24 protein-coding genes are annotated in these 19330 nt (G+C 59.4%); 14 read left to right on the top strand and 10 right to left on the bottom strand.

The genetic code is table 11. The features are described 5' to 3' along the window. Nucleotides 1–92 precede the first annotated feature (92 nt). The 4 genes from QOL84_RS14585 to QOL84_RS14600 all read right to left on the bottom strand — a co-directional run bounded on the left by QOL84_RS14585 (nucleotide 93) and on the right by QOL84_RS14600 (nucleotide 2971). Entirely contained in the window at nucleotides 93–995 is a 903-nt protein-coding gene (locus QOL84_RS14585; protein ID WP_129389277.1) for an alpha/beta fold hydrolase, read from the bottom strand. Beyond that, on the bottom strand, nucleotides 995–1777 hold the full coding sequence (locus QOL84_RS14590) for a class II aldolase/adducin family protein (protein WP_283437651.1): 783 nt from the start codon (nucleotides 1775–1777) through the stop codon (nucleotides 995–997). The genes QOL84_RS14585 and QOL84_RS14590 overlap by 1 nt, the downstream gene beginning before the upstream one ends. Before the next feature lie 131 nt (nucleotides 1778–1908). Beyond that, nucleotides 1909–2595: an LrgB family protein gene (locus tag QOL84_RS14595; protein ID WP_283437652.1), complete on the bottom strand. Its 687-nt coding sequence runs from the start codon at nucleotides 2593–2595 to the stop codon at nucleotides 1909–1911. Then, nucleotides 2585–2971: a CidA/LrgA family protein gene (locus QOL84_RS14600; RefSeq protein WP_283437653.1), complete on the bottom strand. Its 387-nt coding sequence runs from the start codon at nucleotides 2969–2971 to the stop codon at nucleotides 2585–2587. The genes QOL84_RS14595 and QOL84_RS14600 overlap by 11 nt, the downstream gene beginning before the upstream one ends. 95 nt (nucleotides 2972–3066) lie before the next feature. Here QOL84_RS14600 and QOL84_RS14605 point away from each other — a divergent pair, with 95 nt between their 5' ends. Then, on the top strand, nucleotides 3067–3954 hold the full coding sequence (locus QOL84_RS14605) for a LysR family transcriptional regulator (protein ID WP_283437654.1): 888 nt from the start codon (nucleotides 3067–3069) through the stop codon (nucleotides 3952–3954). On the opposite strand, the gene QOL84_RS14610 is transcribed toward QOL84_RS14605, so the two are convergent. After that, on the bottom strand, nucleotides 3944–4399 hold the full coding sequence (locus QOL84_RS14610; protein ID WP_283437655.1) for a flavodoxin: 456 nt from the start codon (nucleotides 4397–4399) through the stop codon (nucleotides 3944–3946). The genes QOL84_RS14605 and QOL84_RS14610 overlap by 11 nt on opposite strands. Before the next feature lie 154 nt (nucleotides 4400–4553). Between QOL84_RS14610 and QOL84_RS14615 the strand changes: the two genes are divergently transcribed. Both QOL84_RS14615 and QOL84_RS14620 read left to right on the top strand, forming a co-directional pair. Then, the gene (locus tag QOL84_RS14615) at nucleotides 4554–5012 is read left to right on the top strand and encodes a PAS domain-containing protein (RefSeq protein ID WP_283437656.1); all 459 of its coding nucleotides are present in this window, start codon (nucleotides 4554–4556) and stop codon (nucleotides 5010–5012) included. Nucleotides 5013–5084: 72 nt separating this feature from the next. Next, the gene (locus QOL84_RS14620) at nucleotides 5085–5690 is read left to right on the top strand and encodes a hypothetical protein (RefSeq protein ID WP_129389259.1); all 606 of its coding nucleotides are present in this window, start codon (nucleotides 5085–5087) and stop codon (nucleotides 5688–5690) included. A gap of 3 nt (nucleotides 5691–5693) precedes the next feature. On the opposite strand, the gene QOL84_RS14625 is transcribed toward QOL84_RS14620, so the two are convergent. Continuing rightward, nucleotides 5694–6653, bottom strand: coding sequence for a MerR family transcriptional regulator (locus QOL84_RS14625; RefSeq protein ID WP_283437657.1), 960 nt, complete (start codon nucleotides 6651–6653; stop codon nucleotides 5694–5696). A 211-nt stretch (nucleotides 6654–6864) separates the two neighbouring features. Here QOL84_RS14625 and QOL84_RS14630 point away from each other — a divergent pair, with 211 nt between their 5' ends. The 6 genes from QOL84_RS14630 to QOL84_RS14655 all read left to right on the top strand — a co-directional run bounded on the left by QOL84_RS14630 (nucleotide 6865) and on the right by QOL84_RS14655 (nucleotide 9956). Next, the gene (locus QOL84_RS14630; RefSeq protein ID WP_283437658.1) at nucleotides 6865–7431 is read left to right on the top strand and encodes a putative antibiotic biosynthesis monooxygenase; all 567 of its coding nucleotides are present in this window, start codon (nucleotides 6865–6867) and stop codon (nucleotides 7429–7431) included. A gap of 133 nt (nucleotides 7432–7564) precedes the next feature. Continuing rightward, nucleotides 7565–8275: a dihydromonapterin reductase gene (gene folM / locus QOL84_RS14635; RefSeq protein WP_283437659.1), complete on the top strand. Its 711-nt coding sequence runs from the start codon at nucleotides 7565–7567 to the stop codon at nucleotides 8273–8275. A gap of 21 nt (nucleotides 8276–8296) precedes the next feature. Further along, nucleotides 8297–8857: a GTP cyclohydrolase I FolE gene (folE, locus tag QOL84_RS14640; RefSeq protein ID WP_129389247.1), complete on the top strand. Its 561-nt coding sequence runs from the start codon at nucleotides 8297–8299 to the stop codon at nucleotides 8855–8857. Next, entirely contained in the window at nucleotides 8858–9229 is a 372-nt protein-coding gene (folX, locus tag QOL84_RS14645) for a dihydroneopterin triphosphate 2'-epimerase (RefSeq protein WP_053117178.1), read from the top strand. 99 nt (nucleotides 9230–9328) lie between these two features. Next, on the top strand, nucleotides 9329–9625 hold the full coding sequence (locus QOL84_RS14650) for a DUF1244 domain-containing protein (RefSeq protein ID WP_129389244.1): 297 nt from the start codon (nucleotides 9329–9331) through the stop codon (nucleotides 9623–9625). Then, nucleotides 9618–9956, top strand: coding sequence for a HopJ type III effector protein (locus QOL84_RS14655; protein WP_283437660.1), 339 nt, complete (start codon nucleotides 9618–9620; stop codon nucleotides 9954–9956). Before QOL84_RS14650 ends, QOL84_RS14655 begins: the two co-directional genes overlap by 8 nt. A gap of 242 nt (nucleotides 9957–10198) precedes the next feature. Here the strand turns inward: QOL84_RS14655 and trxB are convergent, their stop codons facing one another. Further along, nucleotides 10199–11161: a thioredoxin-disulfide reductase gene (trxB, locus tag QOL84_RS14660; protein WP_129389238.1), complete on the bottom strand. Its 963-nt coding sequence runs from the start codon at nucleotides 11159–11161 to the stop codon at nucleotides 10199–10201. Between the two features lie 311 nt (nucleotides 11162–11472). Between trxB and cysZ the strand changes: the two genes are divergently transcribed. Further along, on the top strand, nucleotides 11473–12225 hold the full coding sequence (gene cysZ, locus QOL84_RS14665; protein ID WP_283437661.1) for a sulfate transporter CysZ: 753 nt from the start codon (nucleotides 11473–11475) through the stop codon (nucleotides 12223–12225). A gap of 40 nt (nucleotides 12226–12265) precedes the next feature. After that, nucleotides 12266–13465, top strand: coding sequence for a glycosyltransferase family 4 protein (locus tag QOL84_RS14670; protein WP_283437662.1), 1200 nt, complete (start codon nucleotides 12266–12268; stop codon nucleotides 13463–13465). A gap of 109 nt (nucleotides 13466–13574) precedes the next feature. Here QOL84_RS14670 and QOL84_RS14675 read toward each other — a convergent pair whose 3' ends face one another. The 3 genes from QOL84_RS14675 to QOL84_RS14685 form a co-directional block, all read right to left on the bottom strand. After that, on the bottom strand, nucleotides 13575–14678 hold the full coding sequence (locus QOL84_RS14675) for an NADH:flavin oxidoreductase (protein WP_283437663.1): 1104 nt from the start codon (nucleotides 14676–14678) through the stop codon (nucleotides 13575–13577). A 194-nt stretch (nucleotides 14679–14872) separates the two neighbouring features. Next, a complete protein-coding gene (locus QOL84_RS14680; RefSeq protein ID WP_077571144.1) occupies nucleotides 14873–15355 on the bottom strand; it encodes a glutathione peroxidase in 483 nt (160 codons plus the stop codon). 123 nt (nucleotides 15356–15478) lie between these two features. After that, on the bottom strand, nucleotides 15479–15964 hold the full coding sequence (locus tag QOL84_RS14685; RefSeq protein ID WP_008085027.1) for an FKBP-type peptidyl-prolyl cis-trans isomerase: 486 nt from the start codon (nucleotides 15962–15964) through the stop codon (nucleotides 15479–15481). On the opposite strand from QOL84_RS14685, the gene QOL84_RS14690 reads away from it, so the two are divergent. Genes QOL84_RS14690 through yihG form a run of 3 tightly spaced genes read left to right on the top strand, consistent with a single transcriptional unit; the run spans nucleotide 15933 to nucleotide 19325 of the window. Next, nucleotides 15933–16259, top strand: coding sequence for a DUF3565 domain-containing protein (locus tag QOL84_RS14690; protein ID WP_283437664.1), 327 nt, complete (start codon nucleotides 15933–15935; stop codon nucleotides 16257–16259). The two genes, QOL84_RS14685 and QOL84_RS14690, sit on opposite strands and share 32 nt — an antisense overlap. 60 nt (nucleotides 16260–16319) lie before the next feature. Continuing rightward, on the top strand, nucleotides 16320–18419 hold the full coding sequence (gene pta, locus QOL84_RS14695; protein ID WP_283437665.1) for a phosphate acetyltransferase: 2100 nt from the start codon (nucleotides 16320–16322) through the stop codon (nucleotides 18417–18419). Beyond that, nucleotides 18420–19325 (top strand): 1-acylglycerol-3-phosphate O-acyltransferase, YihG family, encoded by a 906-nt coding sequence (gene yihG / locus QOL84_RS14700; protein ID WP_283437666.1) that lies wholly within the window; start codon nucleotides 18420–18422, stop codon nucleotides 19323–19325. It abuts the gene before it with no gap. Nucleotides 19326–19330: the final 5 nt, after the last annotated feature.

Genomic DNA, 19330 nt, shown 5'->3' on the forward strand with positions numbered 1-19330 from the left:
TGGGGGATAGTGAAGATCAAAAGATCGCAGCCTGCGGCAGCTCCTACACAAATCCAATGTAGGAGCTGCCGCAGGCTGCGATCTTTTGATCTTCAGGAGCAGGCCACTCTGCGCGGTGGCAAGACAAAGCGTTCACGAAACTCCAGGTAGTGCTTAAGCACCTGCACCGGCGCCTCAGTTTGCGGGTAGTGACCAATGCCCGGCAGCAGCACAGCGTCGGCATCAGGAATCAACTCGCAATAACGCTGCACCATGTGCGCACCAGAGATCGGATCGACTTCGCCATCGATCACCCGCAGAGGAATTTCACCGCGCTGCATCGCCGCGACCCAACGGTCACGCTGGACCCGGCGTTCGGGGATGTAGCTGATCAGTTTGTGCATCACGCGCGGGCCGTGATTGCTGTCGACCAGACTCCAGAAATCATCCAGTTCGCTTTCGCTCGGCCGGGTGTGCGGGCCGAAGATCTGGCGGAAGCTTTTCACCAGAGCATCACGGGTAAACGCACGGCCGATCATCCAGCCCAACGGGCTCAACAACAGTTTTTGCATCAGCACCGGGCGATGGGTTTCCGGGAACAGGCCGCCATTGAGGAATACGCAACTGGCCACTTCGATGCGGTCTTCGTAATGCCGGGCGAGCAATTCCTGCGCGACGCTGTCGCCGTAATCGTGTGCCAACAGATGCACCGGTTGCTCGACCTGCAAATGCGCGAGCAACGCCTGTTGCAGATCGGCCTGTTCCAGCAGGCTGTAGGTGTGATTGAGCGGTTTCGCCGAGTCGCCAAAACCGAGCATGTCACAGGCGATCACCCGATAACGCTGCGCCAGTGGCTGCCACAGGTAGTGCCAATCCCAACTGGCCGTCGGAAAGCCATGGATCAGCAACAGTGGCTCGCCCTGCCCGGTTGTCCAGTAACGGATCGGCTGGCCACGAAAGACAAACGTCTGGCTGCGTTTGCGCCAGACACACAGAGGAATCTCGGCGAGAGGCATTAGAGTTTATACCCGGGGTCTTGTTTATCGAGTTTGCGCAGCAACGCTGGCCAGGCCAACGCACCACCCATGCCTTGAGCACTTTTGGTGACGCCGGCGATCATCGCTTTGGCGCCTGCGAGAATCTGCGGTTCGATGGCGATGAGTTCAGCACCACCGGTTTGCGCCATTACCTGGATGTCGCAGGCACGCTGGAAGGTGAACATCATCAGAAAGGTATCGGCGATGCTGCCGCCACAGGTCAGCAGACCGTGGTTGTGCAGCATCAGGAAATTGTTTTCGCCCAGATCGGCCTGCAAGCGCGCCTTCTCTTCGTGGTTCAGCGCCACGCCTTCGTAGGCGTGATAGGCCAGGCTCGACAGCACGAACAACGATTGCTGGCTGATCGGCAGTACGCCCTGCTTTTGCGCCGACACCGCAACACCGGAGGCAGTGTGCGTATGCAGCACGCAAACCACGTCATGCCGCACTTCGTGCACGGCGCTGTGGATGGTGTAGCCGGCGGGATTGATCTCGTGGGGGCTGTCCATGAGTTTGTTGCCGGCCTGATCGACTTTCACCAGGCTCGACGCGGTGATCTCATGAAACATCAGACCAAACGGGTTGATCAGGAAATCTTCGGTGCCCGGTACCTTGGCGGAAATATGGGTGAAGATCAGATCGTCCCAGCCGTGGGCGGCGACCAGACGATAACAAGCGGCGAGATCGACACGGGCCTGCCACTCCGCGGCGCTGACCTGATCTTTGACATTAAGGGACGATTGGACGGGGGCTACGCTCACTGTATGCACCTCTGCGTTCTTATTGTTCTGCACGTGTGAGCAGTCTAGTCAGGCGCAGAGGATCGCGTAGTTGCATTGGCAGCCAGCTTGATGACTGATCGAGTCAGCGATGCAAACAGCTTGGATCCATGTCAAAGCAACGACGCCAACAATGGCGCGGCAAACAGATTGAGTAACCCGGTCAAGACCATCACCAGCCCGGCGACAGAGCCTTCTTCGCCGCCCACTTCATGGGCCCGGCTGACCCCGGCACCGTGCGCGCCAACCCCGAACAGCGCACCCCGGGCCAAGGCACTGCGCAGTGGCAGCCACTTCAACAGCACGCCACCGAGCATTGCCCCAAACACACCGGTGAACATCACGAACACCGCCGTCAACTCCGGCACCCCGCCCAGATTCTGCGCCAGCGGCATGGCGAACGGCGTAGTGATCGAACGCGGCAGCAGTGACATCGTCACCGAGCTGTCGAGTGCCAACGCCTTGGCCAGTCCGAACGAGGTGCCGATCGACGCGGCACTGCCGGCAATCATCCCCAGCAGGAGTGCCAACCAGTGCCGCATCAACAAGCGGCGTTGTTGCCAGATCGGCACGGCGAAGGCGACGGTCACCGGGCCCAGCACCAGCATCAACCAGTGGGTGTTGCTCGAATACTCGGCATACGCGGTGTGCAGCGGCACGGCGAGCGCCAGCAACAGCGCAGGGACCAGAATCAGCGGTGACAACACGTAGCGGCCGGTGCGCCGATAAATCCAGCGGCTGAACAAATACGCCGACAAGGTGAAGGCGAGCCAGAACATCGGCATCCATTCAAGCTTCATGGGAACGCCTCGCGCGCACGGCCAGTTCCACAGTGAACGCAGTCACCAGCATCACCATCAAAGTGCTGCCCGCGATCACCAGCAAAATCCGCCAACCGTCATTGCGCAGCAACGCGCCGTAGTCGAGCAAGCTCATCAGTGCCGGAATGAAAAACAGCAACATCTCGGCCATCAGCAAACCCGCGCCCAATTGCAGCGCCGCCGGTTTGACCCAGCCGAAAGCGAAGGCCAACAGCAACAGCGCCATGCCGATGACGCCGCCGGGAATCGGCCAGGCTAGCCATGCGGCTAGTTGGCAGCCGAGCAGGTAGAGACCGAGTAACACGGCGAGTTCGACAAAGAGACGGAAAAAGTGTTTGAGACGGGCGGCGTTCATGATTGTGCTCCTGACAGGGGCCTATTTTACGAAGCGGCCTGCCATCCCCGAAGCGAATTGTTAGACTCAAGACCATTCCAAAATGGAATCAGGCAATGGAATTCAAACAGCTGCGCAGTTTTGTCGAAGTCATGCACCAGGGCGGTTTCACTCAAGCCGCAAAAACCCTGCACATCAGTCAGTCAGCGGTAAGCAAACAAATCGCGCAGCTCGAACAAAGCCTCGGCACGCCTTTGCTCGAGCGGCTCGGTTCGCAATTGCGCCTGACCGCCGCTGGCAGCGTGGTGCTGCAACGGGCCGAGGGCATGCTGCGCCTGCGCAACGAGTTGCTCGCGGAACTGGATGATCTTAGTCACCTGGCGCGTGGAGAACTGCGCCTTGGTCTGCCGCTGCTGGGGAGCGACGCACTGTTCGCAGAACTGTTTGCCGAATACCGGCGGCGCTATCCGAACATCAGCATCCAGTTGCTCGAAGGTGGCAGCCGCAACATTGAGCAGGCTGTGCTGAGCGGTGAACTGGAGTTGGGCGGCAGTCTGTTGCCCAAGGATCAGCAATTCGACTGGCAGCCGTTTTGCGATGAACAACTCGACGCTTTGCTGCCGGTGGATCATCCGTTGGCCGATCGGGGCGAGATCGGTCTGGAAGAATTGGCCGAGACGCCCTTTCTGCTCTATCAGCGCAGCTTCGTGCTCAACGACCGCTTGCTGCAGGCATGCCAGCAATTGGGCTTCACGCCGAAGGAAGGCGGACGCAGCGGTCAGGCCGATTTTCTTGCGGCGCTGGTCGCCGCCGGGCAAGGCGTGGTGCTGTTGCCCAGCGTGGTCGCACGCGGTCTGGTGCGACCTGGCGTGGTGCGACTGACCTTGCGAGCACCAGATTATCTGCGCTGGGATATCGCGTTCATCTGGCGTCGGGGCGCGTATTTGTCGAAAGCCGCGCAAGCGTGGCTGAGCTTGTTGCGCGAGCGGACGATCAGCCCTTGAGCGCGTCGATCAACTGCGCTAGCCAAGGCTCGGCGTCGGTTTCCGGGGTGACACTTTCACTGGCATCGATGCGCAGCATCTCTTGCACTTCGCGCACACCCAGTTCGCCGAACAGTTCGCGCATTTGCTCGCCGCCGCCGCAGAAAGTTTCACCGTAACTGGCGTCGCCCAGAGCAATCACTGCGCCCGGCAAACCACGCCACGCCGCCGGTAACTGGTCGCGAATCGCCGAGTACAGCGGCATCAGGTTGTCCGGCAACTCGCCCATGCCGGTGGTCGAAGTCACCGCGAGGAACGCGTCAGGGCCGAACGCTTGAATGTCCGCCAGGCTGGCGCGCGAGTTATAGAAGGTTTCAAAACCAGCGGATTTCAGCAGGTTCTGGGCGTGGCGAGCGACTTCTTCGGCGGTGCCGTAGACCGAACCGGAGAGGATGGCGACTTTCATCAATCTGATCCTGAAACTGGAAAAAAAGAGCGGCGATAGTAACAGCCTCGAGCGCAAAGCTGCGACTGGATCTCAACTGGCGATAATGGCCAGTAGACAGCGCTTACGGTTCTTCTAGAATGCGAACCACTGACAACTCTGAAAGGATTCAAAGATGATCAACGCCAGTCTGCTGCAAATGGTGATCAATGCGTCGAACGACGGCATCGTGGTCGCCGAGAAGGAAGGCGAGCACGACAATATTCTGATTTATGTGAACCCGGCGTTTGAACGTCTGACCGGCTACACCAGCGAAGAGATCCTCTACCAGGACTGCCGTTTTCTGCAGGCTGGAGACCGTGACCAAGAAAGTCTGGAGCTGATTCGTGAGGTGTTGCACAACAATGGATCGTGCCGTGAGATCCTGCGCAACTATCGCAAGGACGGAACGCCGTTCTGGAATGAGCTGTCGCTTTCGACGGTGAAAAACGCCGCGGACGGGCAGACTTATTTCGTCGGCGTGCAGAAAGATGTGACTGTCCAGGTCAAGGCGCAACAGCGTGTCGTGCAGCTAGAAGCACAGGTTGCGGCGCTGCAGGCAGAGCTGGAAGCATTGAAAGCGACAAACGGTTAAAACAAAACAGCGAACTAATTGTCATTAACTACAATCACCAATGACTTTGTAACTATTTCTTTCGAGCTAGCCATGCAACGCGACGCCCTTCTCACTCAGGATGAGCTGGATTTCATCCAGACCATGCAGCACAACCCGCAACTGAACGTGCGGGATGCGACGTCGAGTCTGCTGGTTAATGGCGGTTCGCAGATCCGTGACTTGCTCACGCGCCTCGCGGCGCATGAACAAGTCACCATTCAGGCCAACTTCGAAAACCAGCAAATGACCTTTCCGCTGCACCTGGTGGAAGACGAGTTTCATGCGCTGCACCTGCGCCTCGGTGTCCCGAGCATTTACGAAGACGGCCCGATGGTGCGCCCATGGCGACTGGTACTTGAAGAGCCGGTCGCGCTGGAAAATGCCAAAGGCCAGCCAGGCATGATGTGGGTGCACGAGGTTTCGCATAAAGGCGTGTTGCTGGAAATGCGCAACAAGACCAAACCACCCAAGCATTTCGCCTTGTGGTTCAGCCCTTCGGGGTATGAGCGGATTTCATTGCGCGGCAATTTCGAACGCGAAACCGAACAGGGTTTCTACGCCTACGAGCTGAGCCAGACCGATGCCGATGAAACCGAACGTCTGCGTCAGTTCATCCTGCAACAGCATCGCTTGACCCATCCTGCCCTGCACACCTGATTCTCAGGTATCCAGTTTACCGGCGAGAAATTGCGTCAGGCGCTGACGCATGGTTGCACCTTCGTTACCAATGCAACCGATTGAACTGGCCGCCAGACTGTCTTGCGCCAGATCGGCCGCGTCTCCCGCCAGCAACACCTGACAATCGAGACTCAACGCCAGCCGTTGCAAGCGTCGCGGTAATTCCGCGCTGGGCGCATGATTGGAAAACAGCACCAGCGCTTCCGGTTTGATCTTCTCGCAAATCAGCGTCAGCTCGTCGAACGGCTGCCCAGTGGTCAGCACCCGCACACCCGATTCGCTGGTACTGAGAAATAACGCCGCCACCAGCAATTCCAGTTCGCGGCACTGACCGGCCAAAGCGCTGACAACAATCCTGCGCGGCTGAGCAGCACGCAATGTGACGATCCGCTGCAACACCCGCGCGCGCAGAAAACCATCGAAAAACAGCCATTCGCTGGTTTGCCCGAACGCCTCCTGACGCTGCAACAATGCCCGCCAGAGCGGCATCAGAATGTCCTGAAACACCACAGCGAGCGAATACGAAGAAAATATCTGCGCATACACCCGATCCATTTCCTGATCATCAAACGAACTGATCGCGCGCTGCACCTGATGCTGCCACTGCTGATAGTCAGCCTGCACCAGATCGTCGGAAATGATGTGCGCCAGCGCTTTCAAGGGCTCGGTCTTGGCGAGAATCCTGCCGATCTTGCTGACCGCTACGCCACGGTCGATCCATTCGACAATGCTGCGAACGCGCTCGATATCGGTGATCGAATACAGCCGATGCCCGCTTTCGGTGCGTGTCGGCTCGATCAATCCGTAACGTCGCTCCCATGCGCGCAAGGTGACCGGGTTGACGCCCGTCAGCCGCGAGACTTCGCGGATAGGGAACAGATCTTCGCGCTCGATCGCCACAGATGCCTGCGAAACAGGGTTTACGTCCGTCATGACAGGCATTGTGCGGTCAACTTCCATGCTGGTTAATTGGATCCCATTCTACCCCTGATGCCCCTTCATCGTTCAAGTAGCTATCTGCGACGAAAGTCGCTGGTTTAATCGTTAAAATCAGGAATAATCCTTGCTTGTTGAAAAGCGCAGGCCTCTACCCCGGCCTGCGTCAGGCGAACTTCCTACCCGGAACGACGCAATCGAAATACGGAGATACACAATGTCTACTTCCCCCGTCACGCTGATGGTCGCGCGTCGCGTCGCCGATGGCCGCTATCAGGATCTGATTGCCTGGCTTCGCGAAGGCGAACAACTGGCCACCGACTTTCCCGGTTATCTCGGTTCTGGCGTGCTCGCTCCGCCGCCCGGCGATAACGAATTCCAGATTATTTTCCGCTTTGTCGATGAACAGACCCTGCACGCCTGGGAGTACTCCGCGTCGCGCACTGCGTGGCTCGATCGTGGCAGCGATCTGTTTGCACATCCGAAGGAGCATCGAGTCAGCGGCATCGAAGGCTGGTTCGGTGCGGCCGGTCAGCGTCCTCCACGCTGGAAACAGGCGGTCGCGATCTGGCTGGCGTTCTTTCCGGTGTCGCTGCTGTTCAATTTTGCCCTCGGCCCGTTGCTCGCTGAATTGAGCCTGTTGCCGCGTGTATTGATCAGCACGGCATGCCTGACACCGCTGATGGTCTACTTCTTTATTCCACTGTCGACGCGCTTGCTGGCGAACTGGCTGAACAGCACGCCGGTACGACTGCCGGTGTCGGCAGTACCTCAGAAACATTAAAGATCGCAGCCTCGTTGCACTCGACAGCTCCTACAGGGATGTGAGCTGGCCGGTGCGGGAGCTGCCGCAGGCTGCGATCTTTTCAGGCGCGTCGCTGTTATAGTTTTTGCTCCCACCGCGATGCGAGCCGTTCATGCCTGATTCCGCAGCCCCGATCCTCATCACCGGCGCCGGCCAGCGAGTCGGTCTGCATTGTGCGCAGCGTTTGCTCGAGGATGGTCATCGGGTCATCTTCACCTACCGCACTGAACGGCCCGGCGTACAGGCACTGAGAGACCAAGGCGCGCTCGGCTTGTACGCTGATTTTTCCAGCGAAGCGGCCATTCTCGCGTTCATCACCGAGCTGAAAACCCACACCGACAGCCTGCGGGCGATCATCCACAATGCGTCCGAATGGTTGGCAGAGTCGCCGGACAACGAGGCTGATGCCTTCACGCGCATGTTCAATATCCACATGCTCGCGCCTTATCTGCTCAACCTGCACTGCGGCGAGCTGCTGCAACGCTCGACGCCTGCCGACATCATTCACATCAGCGACGACGTCACCCGCAAGGGCAGCAGCAAACACATCGGTTATTGCGCCACCAAGGCCGGGCTCGACAGCCTGACCCTGTCTTTTGCCGCGCGTTATGCGCCAGCCATCAAGGTCAACGGCATTGCCCCGGCCCTGCTATTGTTCAACCCCGAGGACGACGCGGCCTACCGCGCCAAGGCCCTGGCGAAATCCGCGCTGGGCATCGAACCTGGCAGCGAAGTGATCTACCAAAGCCTGCGCTATCTGCTCGACAACCCTTATGTCACCGGGACGACCCTGACCGTCAACGGCGGACGGCACGTCAAATAAGCCGCCTCGCGAGGATGTTCCATGACCCGCTCACTGCCCGAGAATTACCGCGACATCCTCATCGGCCTCGGTGAAGATCCCGATCGAGAAGGACTGCTCGACACCCCGACGCGCGCGGCCAAAGCCATGCAATACCTGTGTCACGGCTACGAACAGAGCGTCGACGAGATCGTCAATGGCGCACTGTTTGCCTCGGACAGCGACGAGATGATCATCGTCGCTGACATCGAGCTGTACTCGTTGTGCGAACATCACTTGCTGCCCTTCATCGGCAAGGCCCATGTGGCTTATATTCCGACGGGCAAGGTACTGGGTCTGTCGAAGATCGCGCGACTGGTGGACATGTTCGCCCGGCGTCTGCAGATTCAGGAAAACCTCACTCGGCAAATCGCCGACGCGGTGCAACAGGTCACCGATGCTGCCGGCGTTGCCGTGGTCATCGAGGCCAGACACATGTGCATGATGATGCGCGGTGTTGAAAAACAGAATTCGACCATGAACACCTCGGTCATGCTCGGCGCCTTCCGCGAGTCGAGCAATACCCGCCAGGAGTTCCTGCAATTGATTGGACGGAGCAAGTAAATGCCACAACTTCAGCCGGGAATGGCGCGCATCCGGGTCAAGGATCTGCGCTTGCGCACCTTTATCGGGATCAACGAGGACGAGATCCTCAACAAGCAGGATGTGCTGATCAACGTGACAATCCTGTATGCCGCGCAGGAAGCGGTGCGGGACAACGACATCGATCACGCATTGAACTACCGCACGATCACCAAGGCGATCATCGCCCACGTCGAGGGCAACCGTTTTGCGCTGCTCGAACGCCTGACTCAGGAGTTGCTCGATCTGGTGATGAGTAATGGCTCGGTGCTGTACGCCGAAGTCGAAGTCGACAAGCCGCATGCGCTGCGTTTTGCCGAGTCGGTATCAATTACGCTCGCGGCAAGCCGCTGAGCTTCAAGCTTCAAGCTTCAGGCGGTAAGCTAACGGCCGACCCCGATCCAATCTTGCAGCTTGAAGCTTGCCGCTTAAAGCTGTCTCGCAGAGACTCCCATGACTGATCAACAACGCCTCGAACTCGAAGCCGCCGCCTTCCGCCGGCTGGTCGCTCACCTGGACAGCCGCAAGGACGTGCAGAACATCGACCTGATGAACCTCGCCGGGTTCTGCCGCAACTGCCTGTCGAAGTGGTACAAGGCCGAAGCCGACGAGCGCCAGATCGACGTCAGCCTCGATGACGCCCGAGAAGTGGTTTACGGCATGCCGTACGCCGAGTGGAAAGCCCAATATCAGCAAGAAGCCAGCGCCGATCAGCAAGCGGCGTTCGCCAAAGGAAAAACCCATGAGTGACCTCAACACCCTGCGCGTCAGCCTCAACAGCGGCGAACACGTGTTCGCCGACACCCTGGCTTTTGTTGCCGCCGGTTACGACTACCAGCCGCAAGCCTTCAACAACGGTGGCGTGGAAAACGCTGCCGGGCAGAACGAAGGTTCGTGCAAGACTTTGGGTCTGGCGCTGCTGGAAGGGCTGAGTGATGAAGAAGCGCTGCTGGCGTTTGGCGAGCATTACCGCTCGGTGGTGGCGACGCCTGAGGGCAGCGATCACGGCAATATTCGTGCGTTGATCGAACATGGCCTCGCTGGCGTGAAATTCACCGCCCAGCCCCTGACCCGCCGCTGATCAAGATCAAAAGATCGCAGCCTTCGGCAGCTCCTACACTGATCTGATCGTTCCCACGCTCCGCGTGGAAATGCAGCTGGGGACGCTCCGCGTCCCAACGGACGCAGAGCGTCCAGATGAGGCATTCCCACGCAGAGCGTGGGAACGATCATCATGGGATCAGTGTAGGAGCTGCCGAAGGCTGCGATCTTTTGATTCTCATAAAAAAACCGGCCGAAGCCGGTTTTTTTGTGCCTGCGATCTTAGAACGAAGCGTTCTGCAGACCGTCCAGGTAACGCTCGGTATCCAGGGCCGCCATGCAACCGGCGCCGGCCGAGGTGATGGCCTGGCGGTAAACGTGGTCAGCCACGTCACCGGCAGCGAAGATGCCTTCGACGCTGGTCGCGGTAGCGTTGCCGTCACGGCCGCCCTGCACCACCAGATAACCGTCTTTCAAGGTCAGCTGGCCTTCGAACAACGAAGTGTTCGGGGTGTGACCGATGGCGATGAACACGCCGTCGACGGTGATTTCGTCGAAGCTGCCGTCGTTGTTCTTCAGACGCGCACCGGTCACGCCCATGTTGTCGCCCAGGACTTCATCGAGAGTGGCGTTCAACTTGAGGATGATCTTGCCTTCAGCGACGCGAGCGTTGAGCTTGTCGATCAGGATCTTCTCGGCGCGGAAGGTTTCGCGACGGTGGATCAGGGTCACGGTGCTGGCGATGTTGGCCAGGTACAGTGCTTCTTCAACGGCGGTGTTGCCGCCGCCGACCACTGCAACAGGCTTGTTGCGGTAGAAGAAACCATCGCAGGTCGCGCAGGCGGAAACGCCTTTGCCCATGAACGCTTCTTCCGATGGCAGGCCCAGGTAACGCGCGCTGGCGCCAGTGGCGATGATCAGGGCGTCGCAGGTGTAGGTCGCGCTGTCACCGGTCAGGGTGTAAGGCTTGGCAGCGAAGTCGACGGCGTTGATGTGATCGAAAACGATCTCGGTTTCAAAACGCTCGGCGTGCTCGCGCATGCGCTCCATCAGGACTGGACCGGTCAGGCCGTGGACGTCGCCCGGCCAGTTGTCGACTTCGGTAGTGGTGGTCAGTTGACCGCCAGCCTGCATGCCGGTGATCAGCAATGGCTTGAGGTTGGCGCGGGCCGCGTATACCGCAGCGCTGTAACCGGCAGGGCCGGAACCGAGAATAATCACTCGCGAATGACGGACTTCAGACATGACCTGCTCCTGTTGACCGGGCCGAAAAACGGGCACGGATCGCCGGACTGCCGGCGGGAATAAAAAAGGACTGTGGATAACCTTGGGGAAGGCGTGAGCTCGACAGTCCTGTAAAAAGTTGGGTGCAGCGTATCGAGGGGGGCAAGATTAAGGAAATACGGTTTAACAATCCAGCTCATAGGTGGTCTCTATGCCGACACACTGACGAGATGGACGTCTTTGTTACAGTGAATGTCGATCGCTCTACCGCGCTTTCGCAGCGGTTGCAAAGTCGGTAAGGTCGGCGCGATTTCCCTTGCTCGGAGCATCTTATGCCCGCCCCTGTTCTGTCCGGTCCGCAATATCTGCGCGAAGGCCTCAAACTGGTCTTGAGTCCAGGCCTGCGCCTGTTCGTGTTGTTGCCGCTGGCGATCAATCTGGTGCTGTTCGTCGGATTGATCTATCTGGCCGGCCACCAGTTCAGCCTGTGGGTCGATACGCTGATGCCGTCTCTGCCCGAGTGGCTGAGTTTTCTCAGCTACATCCTCTGGCCCCTGTTCGTGGTGCTGGTGGCGTTGATGGTGTTCTTTACCTTCACCATGCTCGCCAACGTCATCGCCGCACCGTTCAACGGTTTCCTCGCGGAAAAAGTCGAAGTGGTGGTGCGCGGCACCGATGATTTCCCGGCGTTCAGCTGGGGCGAACTGATCGCCATGGTCCCGCGCACCCTCGCTCGGGAAATGCGCAAACTCGGTTATTTCCTGCCCAGGGCGATCGGCCTGTTCATCCTCTCCTTCATTCCGGTGGTCAACATCGTCGCCGCGCCGCTGTGGCTGCTGTTCGGGGTGTGGATGATGGCGATCCAGTACATCGACTACCCGGCGGATAACCACAAACTGGGCTGGAACGAGATGCTCGCCTGGCTGCGCCAGAAGCGCTGGCAGAGCATGAGTTTTGGCGGGATTGTCTATCTGGTGCTGCTGATTCCGGTGGTGAACATCCTGATGATGCCGGCTGCGGTGGCCGGGGCGACACTGTTCTGGGTGCGTGAGCGTGGCGCCGAGAACCTTGTGAGCCAGCGCTAGGCGCGTCACAAATCCATCATCCGAACGTCACAGGCACGACATGGCCTCAGCCGACACTGAGGTCATGACGACAGCTCTACACATCACCCTGATCAGCGAAACCTTCCCACCGGAAATCAACGGCGTGGCCAATACCCTTGGCCGCTTGTGCGAGGGACTGCGCGCGCGCGGGCATCAGGTTGATCTGGTGCGGCCGCGTCAGGCCGGCGATCCGCAGCGTAGTGAAGATAATGCGCTGTTGTTGTGTCGAGGCTGGCCGCTGCCGGGGTATCCGGGGCTGCAATGGGGTCAGTCGTCGATGCACAAACTGCTGCGACGCTGGAAGCGCCAGCGGCCGGATGTGCTGTACATCGCCACGGAAGGTCCGCTCGGCTTGTCGGCGCTGCGCGCGGCGCGGCGTTTGGGAATATCGGTGGTCAGCGGGTTTCACACCAACTTTCAGCAATACACCAGTCAATACGGGCTCGGTCTGCTGACGCGGATGCTCACGCATTACCTGCGCTGGTTTCACAATCGCTCGGCCATGACTTTGGTGCCCAGTCCCAGTCAGCGTCTGGAACTGGAGCGTCGGCATTTCGAGCGTTTGGCGTTGTTGTCGCGCGGTGTGGACAGCCAGTTGTTTCATCCGAGCAAACGCCTGAATGCGTTGCGTGAGCAATGGGGATTGGGCGATCGCGATGTTGCGGTGATTCATGTCGGACGCCTCGCACCGGAGAAAAACCTCGGTCTGCTCAAACGCAGTTTCGAAACGCTGCGCAGCACTTATCCACAACGCAATCTGAAACTGATCGTGGTCGGTGACGGGCCGCAACGGCTGGCGCTGGAAAAAGAACTGCCTGAGGCGATTTTTTGCGGTGCACAGCGCGGTGAGGCGTTGGCGGCGCACTATGCGTCGGGCGACGTATTTTTGTTTCCGAGCCTGACCGAAACCTTTGGCAATGTTGTGCTCGAAGCTTTGGCGTCGGGCCTCGGTGTGGTGGCTTACGATCAGGCGGCGGCGGCGCAGCATATTCGTCATGGCTACAGCGGCGTGCTGGCGATGCCCGGGGACGAAGAGGCGTTTTGCGAGGCGGCGGTGTGGTTATTGGAAGAGGATGAGCGGTTGCGTTGCGTGCGGCTGAATGCGCGACAGCATGCGAGTCGCCAGGGATGGGCGGCGATTATCGAGCAGTTTGAAAAGCATTTGCGCGGGGCTTGCCTGGGGGAGCAGGTGGTGCCGAATGCGCAGACATTGCCTTGAGTTCAGGCAACTTGGAGACCGCTACCGCGAGCAGGCTCACTCCTACAGGGGGAATGCATTCCAATTGTAGGAGTGAGCCTGCTCGCGATGGCGTCAGTACAGCCGCCGCTTAAACCAGCGTCATCAACGCCTCACGGCTGAATGGCAGAATGTCCTGCTCACGCCCTTCGCGGACTTTCTGCGCCCAGTCCGGATCGACCAGCAGCGCGCGGCCCACTGCCACCAGATCAAATTCCTCTTTGTTCAAACGCTCCAGCAGGTTCTCCAGACTGGCCGGTTGCGCGACCTTGTCGGTATTGACCATGAACTGCAGGAACTCGCCATCCAGGCCGACGCTGCCAACGGTGATGGTCGGTTTACCGGTCAGCTTACGGGTCCAGCCCGCCAGGTTCAGGTCAGAGCCATCGAACTCCGGCTCCCAGAAACGCCGCGTCGAGCAGTGAAAAATATCCACGCCAGCGTCGGACAACGGCTTGAGGAACTCGCCCAGCGCTTCCGGGGTTTGCACCAGACGCGCGGTGTAATCCTGCTGCTTCCACTGCGAGAAACGGAAGATGATCGGGAAACCTTCGCCGACCGCAGCACGCACCGCTTGAATCAGTTCGATGGCGAAACGCGAGCGGTTGGCAAGGCTGCCGCCGTATTCGTCGCTGCGCTGGTTGCTGCCTTCCCAGAAAAACTGGTCGATCAGGTAACCGTGCGCGCCGTGGATCTCGACGCCGTCCATGCCGATGCTTTGCGCTTCTTTAGCCGCTTGGGCGAAGGCTGCGATCACGTCCTGGATGTCTTGTTTGCTCATGCCGTGTACCACGACCTGACCGTCCTTGAGCTTTTCCGACGGGCCGTAACCCGGCACGCTGGCGTCCGGCTCGGTGCCGATGCGACGCACGCTGCCGACATGCCACAGTTGCGGAACGATCTTGCCGCCTTCGGCGTGCACCGCGTCGACGACTTTTTTCCAGCCGGCCAACGGCGCTTCACCAAAGAATTGCGGCACGTTCGGGTAACCGTTGGAGGCCACGTGACCGACGGTGGTGCCTTCGGTGATGATCAGGCCAACCCCTGCGGCGGCGCGACGGCGGTAGTACTCGATGACTTTCGAATTAGGCACGCCGCCTGGCGAGAAAGAGCGGGTCATCGGCGCCATGACCACACGGGTCGGCAGTTCGAGGGCACCGAGGTGGAACGGTTTGAACAAGGCTTGAACGGGCATCGATAAGCTCCACAGAGATGGCTTTATGACGGCGATAATATGGAGGACCGAGGCCTTTGAACAGCATTATTGATTTTGGTGATTAAGGATTAAAAGACGCAAAGCAAAAGATCGCAGCCTTCGGCAGCTCCTACACGGGGATAAGGTTTCCCTGTAGGAGCTGCCGAAGGCTGCGATCTTTTGAACTAGCTTTATCAGCCCAGCGCTTTTTCAATCGCATGCACGATGGTCGGATCATCCGGGGCCGTGCGCGGCGAGAACCGCGCCAGCACGCGACCATCCTTGCCGAGCAGGAATTTCTCGAAGTTCCAGGTGATGTCACCGGGAAACTCCGCGCCCTCGCCCGCCAGCAAGCGGTACAACTGATGACGGTCATGACCGTTGACTTCGAGCTTGCTCGACAACGGGAACGTCACGCCATAGTTGAGGCTGCAAAAATCCTGAATGTCCTTTTCAGAACCGGGTTCCTGGCCGGCAAACTGGTTGCACGGCAGGCCCAGCACACTGAAGCCTTTGCCTTTGAATTGCTGATAGAGGTTTTCCAGCGCCGCGTACTGAGGCGTCAAGCCGCACTTGGAGGCGACGTTGACCACCAGCACGACTTGGCCCTTGAACGGCGCCAGCGGTAGCTCCTGACCATCCAGGGCTGTCAACTTAAGGTCGTGAAAAGCACTCATGACGAACTCCAGGATTCCGATGTTCTACTCGAAACAGCCACTTGGCGAGGCCACCAAGGACAGCCGCGGACTAAAAAGGCGCCCGCAGGCGCCTCTCCAGTACTCGAAGCTTAGCGCAGAAAATCAGTGGTGATGGCCACCTTCGCCATGGACGTGGCCATGAGCGATTTCTTCCTGGCTGGCATCACGGATGTCAACGATCTTCACTTTGAAGTTCAGGCGCTGACCGGCCAACGGGTGGTTGCCGTCAACAGTCACGTCGTCGCCGTCGAGGTCACGGATGGTGACGATCTGCATCTGGCCGTCCGGCGCCGAAGCGTGGAACTGCATGCCGACTTCCAACTCGTCAACGCCTTCGAACATGCTGCGGCTCAGGGTGCTGACCAGTTCAGCGGCGTATTCGCCGTAAGCATCTTCCGGCTCAACGGAAACTTCCAGTTCGTCGCCGACAGCTTTGCCATCCAGAGCTTTTTCCAGGCCCGGGATGATGTTGCCTGCGCCTTGCAGGTAGACCAGCGGAGCGCCGCCGGCGGAGCTGTCGATGACCTCACCAGCGTCGTTGGTCAGGGTATAGTCGATGGAGACAGCCTTATTGGCGGCGATCAGCATGGGGCGAGACCTTTTGCAGAAGAATATAGAAAGGCCAAGTTTAGCGAAGCAATCGCGCGAAAGCGAACACAACCCGGACAAACGGGTTTCGACGATCACAGGCTTCCATCAGGACGAAGAGGGCCATTGGGTGGCCGAGCTTTCCTGTGGCCACACCCAACACTTGCGTCACCAGCCGCCCTGGCAATCGCGGGCGTGGGTGCTCGACCCGGCGCAACGTATTGAAAAAATAGGCCAACCCTTTGCCTGCGGTTGGTGCGCTCAAGCCTCGGTTAGCGATAACCTTGGCGACTGAATTTCGGTAGTCAGCCAGACATAAGCTGACACCATTGCCATGCACCCTTAGAGAATTCGCATGCAAACTTTTTTTATCGCGCCCACCGATTTTGGCGTGGGTCTGACCTCCATCAGCCTCGGGCTGGTGCGTACATTGGAGCGCGCCGGCTTGAAAGTCGGCTTCTTCAAACCGATCGCCCAGCCGCATCCGGGCGACACCGGCCCTGAGCGCTCCACCGAACTGGTGGCGCGCACCCACGGCCTGAAACCGCCGCAACCATTGGGCCTCGCTCACGTAGAGAGGATGCTCGGCGACGGTCAGCTCGATGAGCTGCTCGAAGAAATCATCACCCTGTATCAGCAAGCCGCCATCGGCAAAGACGTGCTGGTCGTCGAAGGCATGGTGCCGACCCGCAGCGCCAGCTATGCCGCGCGGGTCAACCTGCATCTGGCCAAAAGCCTCGATGCCGAGGTGATTCTGGTCTCGGCGCCGGAAAACGAAGTGCTCGCCGAACTCTCCGGTCGGGTTGAACTGCAGGCGCAATTGTTCGGTGGCCCGAAGGACCCGAAAGTCCTCGGGGTGATCCTCAACAAGGTCAAGACCGACGAGAGCATTGAAGCCTTTGCCACGCGCCTGAAGGAGCATTCGCCGTTGCTGCGCAGCGGTGATTTCCGCTTGCTCGGCTGCATTCCGTTCCAGCCCGAACTCAACGCGCCACGCACCCGCGACGTCGCCGACCTGATGGGCGCACAAGTGCTCAACGCCGGCGACTACGAAACCCGGCGGATGACCAAAATCATCATTTGCGCGCGGACCATGCGCAATACCGTCGAGCTGCTCAAGCCCGGCGTGCTGGTGGTGACGCCGGGGGACCGCGACGACATCATCCTCGCCGTCAGCCTCGCGGCGATTAACGGCGTGCCGCTGGCCGGCCTGTTGCTGACCAGCGACACCCTGCCCGATCCGCGCATCATGGATCTGTGCCGAGGCGCGTTGCAGGCCGGCTTGCCAGTGTTATCGGTGAGCACCGGCTCGTATGACACCGCCAACCTGCTCAACGGTTTGAACAAGGAAATCCCGATCGATGACCGCGAGCGTGCGGAGATCATCACTGATTTCGTCGCCAGCCATCTCGACGCCAAATGGCTGCACCAGCGCTGCGGTACGCCACGGGAAATGCGCCTGTCGCCGGCGGTGTTCCGCTATCAATTGATCCAGCGTGCGCAAGCGGCGAACAAGCGCATCGTCCTGCCAGAAGGCAGCGAGCCGTTCACCGTGCAAGCGGCGGCGATCTGTCAGGAGCGCGGGATTGCCCGTTGCGTGTTGCTGGCGAAACCGGAAGACGTCGAAGCCGTCGCTCGCGCGCAAGGCATCGTCTTGCCGCCGGGGCTGGAGATTCTCGATCCGGACCTGATCCGCGAGCGCTACGTCGAGCCGATGGTTGCCCTGCGCAAAACCAAAAGCCTCAACGCACCGATGGCCGAGCAGCAACTGGAAGACACCGTGGTGATCGGCACCATGATGCTCGCGCTGGATGAAGTCGACGGATTGGTTTCCGGTGTGATCAACACCACCGCCAACACCATTCGCCCGGCCTTGCAGTTGATCAAGACCGCACCGGGTTGCACGCTGGTGTCGTCGGTGTTCTTCATGCTGTTCCCGGAAGAAGTGCTGGTGTACGGCGACTGCGTGATGAACCCGCACCCAAGCGCCACCGAACTGGCCGAGATTGCCCTGCAAAGCGCCGACTCGGCAGCGGCGTTCGGCATCACCCCGCGTGTGGCGATGATCAGTTACTCCAGCGGCGAATCGGCCACCGGCGAAGAAGTCGAAAAAGTCCGCGAGGCCACCCTGCTCGCTCACGAACAACAGCACTCGCTGCTGATCGACGGCCCGCTGCAATACGACGCCGCCGCCAACGCTGAAGTAGCCCGGCAACTGGCGCCGAACAGTCAGGTCGCCGGTCGCGCCACGGTGTTTGTCTTCCCGGATCTGAACACTGGCAACACCACGCACAAAGCCGTACAGCGCAGCGCCGATTGCGTCAGCCTCGGGCCGATGCTGCAAGGCCTGCGCAAACCGGTGAACGATTTGCCGCGCGGCGCGCAAGTCGACGACATCGTCTACACCATCGCCCTCACCGCGATTCAAGCCGCCAACCGACCTATGGATGTGTAAATGCTGGATTTTCTACCTGCACCCGTGCGCGGTGTGATCGCCTCGCTACTGTTGGCGCTCAACACGATTCTGCTCTGCTCGTTTCTGTTCTGCGTGGCGCTGGTCAAGGCCTTGCCGTTTGCCTTGACCCAACGCATCGCCGGTTGGCTGATGAGCCACACCCATGAAGCGTGGATCAGCAATAACAAGGGCTGGATGAACCTGGTACGCCGCACGCGCTGGCACATCAGCGGCTTGCAAGGCCTCGACTATCAGCACTCGTACCTGATCACCAGCAACCACCAGAGCTGGGTCGATATTCTGGTGCTGCAATACGTGCTTAACCGTCGTATTCAGCCGCTGAAGTTCTTCCTCAAGCAGGAGCTGATCTGGGTGCCGGTGATTGGTCTGGCCTGGTGGGCGCTGGGCTTTCCGTTCATGAAGCGCTACTCCAAGGCGTACCTGGCCAAGCATCCGGAGAAGAAAGGCAAAGACCTCGAAACCACGCGCAAGACGTGTGCGAAGTTTCGCAATAATCCGGTGGGGATTTTCAACTTCGTCGAGGGGACGCGGTTTACCGAAGGCAAACATGCGCAACAGCAATCGCCGTTCAAATACCTGCTCAAGCCGAAGGCTGGCGGGATTGCCTTTGTGCTGGATGCGATGGGTGAGCAACTGGAGTCGATCGTCAATGTGACGATTCACTATCCGGCCGGGCGTCCGGGGTTTTGGGACTTGCTGTGCGGCAATGTGCGCGATGTGGTGGTGCATTTTGCAGAGCTGAAGATCCCGCAGCAATTCATCGGCAAGAACTACGATCAGGACGGTGAGTATCGCTTGCAGTTTCAGGGCTGGATCAATCAGCTGTGGCTGGACAAGGATGCGCTGCTCGAACAGATGCACCGCGAATATCCAGGCAAGCTCTAATCCCC

Source organism: Pseudomonas helmanticensis (assembly GCF_900182985.1).
GTDB lineage: Bacteria > Pseudomonadota > Gammaproteobacteria > Pseudomonadales > Pseudomonadaceae > Aquipseudomonas > Aquipseudomonas helmanticensis.